General features: G+C 63.5%; 4 protein-coding genes. 1 reads left to right on the top strand and 3 read right to left on the bottom strand.

Going from position 1 to position 4,125, the window contains the following annotated elements:
* Positions 1 to 4: 4 nt before the first annotated feature.
* Entirely contained in the window at positions 5 to 1,102 is a 1,098-nt protein-coding gene (locus B3397_RS17305; protein ID WP_296252435.1) for a DUF1615 domain-containing protein, read from the bottom strand.
* Positions 1,103 to 1,202: 100 nt separating this feature from the next.
* On the opposite strand from B3397_RS17305, the gene B3397_RS17310 reads away from it, so the two are divergent.
* Entirely contained in the window at positions 1,203 to 1,604 is a 402-nt protein-coding gene (locus B3397_RS17310) for a hypothetical protein (protein WP_414704402.1), read from the top strand.
* A 78-nt stretch (positions 1,605 to 1,682) separates the two neighbouring features.
* On the opposite strand, the gene B3397_RS17315 is transcribed toward B3397_RS17310, so the two are convergent.
* Together B3397_RS17315 and B3397_RS17320 are read right to left on the bottom strand one after the other, a co-directional pair.
* Positions 1,683 to 2,621: a 2-hydroxyacid dehydrogenase gene (locus tag B3397_RS17315; protein ID WP_296252439.1), complete on the bottom strand. Its 939-nt coding sequence runs from the start codon at positions 2,619 to 2,621 to the stop codon at positions 1,683 to 1,685.
* On the bottom strand, positions 2,618 to 3,940 hold the full coding sequence (locus tag B3397_RS17320) for an MFS transporter (protein WP_296252441.1): 1,323 nt from the start codon (positions 3,938 to 3,940) through the stop codon (positions 2,618 to 2,620). The genes B3397_RS17315 and B3397_RS17320 overlap by 4 nt, the downstream gene beginning before the upstream one ends.
* Positions 3,941 to 4,125: the final 185 nt, after the last annotated feature.

Raw genomic sequence — 4,125 nt, forward strand, 5'->3', positions numbered from 1 at the left:
CCCCTCACCGCCGCATGCACCGCGCCCGCCGTTCATCCACCCGCTGGGCAAACCAGGCAGTCGTGAGATTGCGGGTGATCTTCGGGCTTTCCAGCTTGATTCCCGGCAGCACAGCCCGGGGCACAGGCTTACCCGCCGTCTTGTCAGCCAGGGCGAACACGCGGCGATACAACGTGGTTTCCTCGAAGGCCAGGGTCTCACCCTCTTCCAATCCTCGACGGATGTCGCGATCACCCAGGCTCAAGCGGTTGCCCAGCCGGCGCACCGCCAACTCGGTATTGCTCGCAGCGCTGGAGTCATAGCGAATCAGGTCGCCGTCCAGGGCCAGCTTGCTGCCACTGAGCTGATTCACGGCATTCTGAAATGCCGCATTGCGGCTGGCGTACCAGCCGGCGTTGAAGTCGGCGAAGCGGTACAGCGAACGCTCGTAGCTGGCCGGATAACCGAGCAGATGGGCAATGCCGAAATACATGCCGCCACGGCGGGTGAACACTTCACGGCGGATCGAACCGTCGACGGTGTAGGGATACCCGGCGCGACGCTGTTCGGCGAAAGCGATGCTTACCTGCATCGGGCCGCCGGTGCGTACGGGATTGAAGGTGCCGAACAACTGGCGGCCCAGCGGTACCATGCCGGCGAAATCATCGAAGATCTCACTCAACTGCTTTTCCGAGCGAGCACTGGTCAGGCGTTCACCATAGGTCTTGCCGGTGGGCGAACGGATACCCAAGGCCGTGTCTACCAGAAAGCCCGGCACGTGCACGCTCCCGGCGCGACGATCAATTTCCTGGCGAGCGATCTTGCCCAGCCCGGGGACCGCCGGGTCGACCTGGAAGGTGGACTCTTGCTCGGTGACGGCGAGCACCGAACAGAGGTTTTCGTCGGTACCGGGAATGCCCTGCACGCTCATGGCGTTCTCGATATCCGCCGCCCACCCTGCGCGGTCCGGTGTTTGCGCGGGTATCAGCTGCATGAGTCGCGCTCGCACCTGCTCGGGGCTGGGCGGCGGTGGCTCATTGGAGCGCTGGGTGGAACAGGCGGCGAGCAACAAGACCAGGGCACTGAGGGCGCCCTGGCGCAAGGCGAGTCGGGTTCTGGACATCGGAGACCTGAGGCTGACGAGTTTGCGCCAGTATGGACGAGCGCTCACGCTGTCGACACCCCCTGTGCAAAGGGAGGTCCGTCTGGTTATGCTCAAGCCCATGGACACATTGCCTCTTGCCCGCCAACCCTGCCCGCCTGGTGCCTGCATCTGCGAGCGCCAACGCCTGCTCGAGGCGCCCGGTGCTGACCTGCGAATACTGCGTCTGACTCGCCAGGAAGAAAAACGCTTGCTGGAACGTCTGGAAAATCTGCACAGCCTGGCTGACCTGCAGCGTTTGCAGCAGCGCCTGTTCGAGCAATTGGGTGTACGGGTAGAGGTAATGCCCGGGCACAACGAGGTGCGCAGCATGCGCGGCATCGCGATCACTATCGATGAGTTGCCGGGCTTGTGTCGCAAGACGCGGCAATCAATCCCCGCCGCCATCCGCCGCGGCCTGGAGAAGAACCCCGAGGTCGCGTATCGCCTCCTCGACGCCAACGACTTGTTCAGCGACCTGTAGCAGCGGATTCATGCGGGGCATAATCGCCTCGCTATGCCAGACACATCATGATTGGGACTGACGCGGATGAATCCGCTGCTACAGTGAGGTTGGGATGGGGGTGGGGAGGGTCTCGTTGGCGAAGAACGCTGTGAGGTTGGCCAGGGTCAGGTCGGACATGGCCCGCCGTGTGTCCCAGGTAGCACTGGCCATGTGCGGCGCCAGCAGCACATTGTCCAGTTCCAGCAGACCAGGGTGCGGCTTTGGTTCGTTTTCGAACACATCCAGGCCGGCACCCAGTAACTGCCCGGATGCCAATGCCTGGACCAACGCCGCCTCGTCCACCACGCTGCCGCGACCGACGTTGATCAGGATTCCACCCGGCCCCAACGCGGCGAGCACCTGGGCATCGACCAGATGATGGGTGGCCGCGCCGCCGCCCACTGCGACCACCAGGAAGTCCACCGCTGCGGCCATGTCGACCAAAGACTCATGGTAGGCATAGCTGACATCCAGCGGCCGTCGACCGTGGTAGCTGATGCGCATGCCGAATCCTTCGGCGCGCTGGGCGATGGCCGAGCCGATACGGCCCAGGCCAATGATGCCCAGGCGCGCGCCGCTGACCTTGCGGGTAAATGGAAACGGACCCTGCTGCCAGGCGCTCTGGCGTACAAAGGCATCGGCCACAGCGATGCGTCGCGCCGTACCGAGCATCAGGGTAATGGCGAAGTCGGCGACGTCTTCGGTGAGCACATCCGGGGTGTGGGTGACGCGGATGTCACGGTCACGCGCGGCAGCGACATCGACGCCGTCGTAGCCGACCCCGAACACGACGATCACCTGCACATCGGGCAAGCGGTCGAGCAAGGCAGCGCTGACCTTGGATTCACCGTTGGCCACCAGAGCGCGAACGCCCTTGACCTGCTCGGCGTCCAGTTCGGCGCCGCTTTCGCTGGCCTCCACCACCTGATAGTCCGCATACAGGCGTTCATTGAGCATATCGGGCAGGCGGGCGATTTTGATGACGGCAGGCTTCATGGATGGCTTCCTTGAGAAGTGGTGGGCGTCGCAGCACGCCGGCCGCCGCCCAGGTACATACCCAGCACACCGCCGGCCAGCAGGGCCACGGCGACCAGCAGCAGTGCGTAGTCATAGCTCTGCGTGGCGTCCTTGATCCACCCCATCACTGGCGGCAGGCCAAGCCCGGCGATATTGGCAATGGAGTTGATCAAGGCAATGGACACCGCAGCGGCCGGCCCGGACAGGTATTCCGTGGTGGTCGCCCAGAACACTGGGGTCGCCGCCCAGTTCAGGCCCACGGCAGCCACCAGCATCACATAGGCCAGCCACTGATTGCCGGTGAACACGGCCAGCCCCAGCAGCACGCCGGCCAGCAGCAGCGGGCCGCCCAAGTGCAGCCCACGCTCGCCGGTGCGGTCGGAATGGCGGCCGTTGAGGTACATGAACACGCAGGCGAGGAAGAACGGCATGGCCGACAGCAGGCTGACCACGAACGAGCCTTGCTTGGACACCGACTGCACGATCAATGGCAGAAACAGGGTGACACCGATGGTGCCGAAGGCCTGCAGCAACCAGAACAGGCTGAGCAGCCACACCTGGCGACTACGGAAGGCGACGTGCCAGGAGTCTTTGTGCGAGATCACGGTGGTGGCCTGCTCGGCTTTGATGGTGCGGCTGAGCCAGTCCTTCTGTGGCTTGTCCAGCCAATGGGTTTCTTCGGGGGTGTCCGGCAGATAACGCAGCACCACCACGCCGAGCACCGCTGCCGGAATGCCTTCGAGCAGGAACAGCCAGCGCCAGCCGTTGACGCCCAGCACACCGTCCAGGTGCAGGAAGGCGCCGGACAGCGGCAGGCCGATCACCGAGGCCAGGGCGGCGCCGATGTAGAACCATGACATGGCCCGCGCCCGGTCGCTGCGTGGGTACCACTGGGACAGGTAGTAGATGATGCCGGGCGTGAATCCAGCTTCCGCCGCGCCCAGCAGCAGACGCATCACATACAGCTGGTTGGCACTCTGAATCAGGCTCATGCCGGCGGCGATGATGCCCCAGGTAATCATGATCCGGGCGATCCAGCGGCGCGCGCCGACCTTGGTCAGGATCACGCTGCTGGGGACTTCGAAGATGATGTAGGTGAGGAAGAACACGCCCACGCCGATTCCGTACATGCGTGCGGTAAGGCCCAGGTCGGCGTTCATGGTGAGCGCTGCCACGGAGATGTTCGATTTGTCGATGTAGGCGACCATGTACAGCAGCATCAGAAACGGAATCAGCTTCAGATTCAGTTTCTTCATGGTGCTGGCGTGGAGCCGGCTATCCAGGGACGGTCCGGTCATGACGGAACCTCTTATTGTCTTTATTTTCGATGCCCGGTGGTTGGCCGGGGCCCGTGTTTATGGGGGGACGTTAAACCATTGGAGGGGGTTAGTTCAATATCTGAATTTGGTGTTCATAATGTGGGATATTGGGGGTGGGTGTAGGGGGGGTTGTAGGGGGGGGAGATTTGGGGGGGATGGTCCCC

The organism is Pseudomonas sp. UBA4194 (assembly GCF_002379585.1).
Lineage (GTDB): Bacteria > Pseudomonadota > Gammaproteobacteria > Pseudomonadales > Pseudomonadaceae > Aquipseudomonas.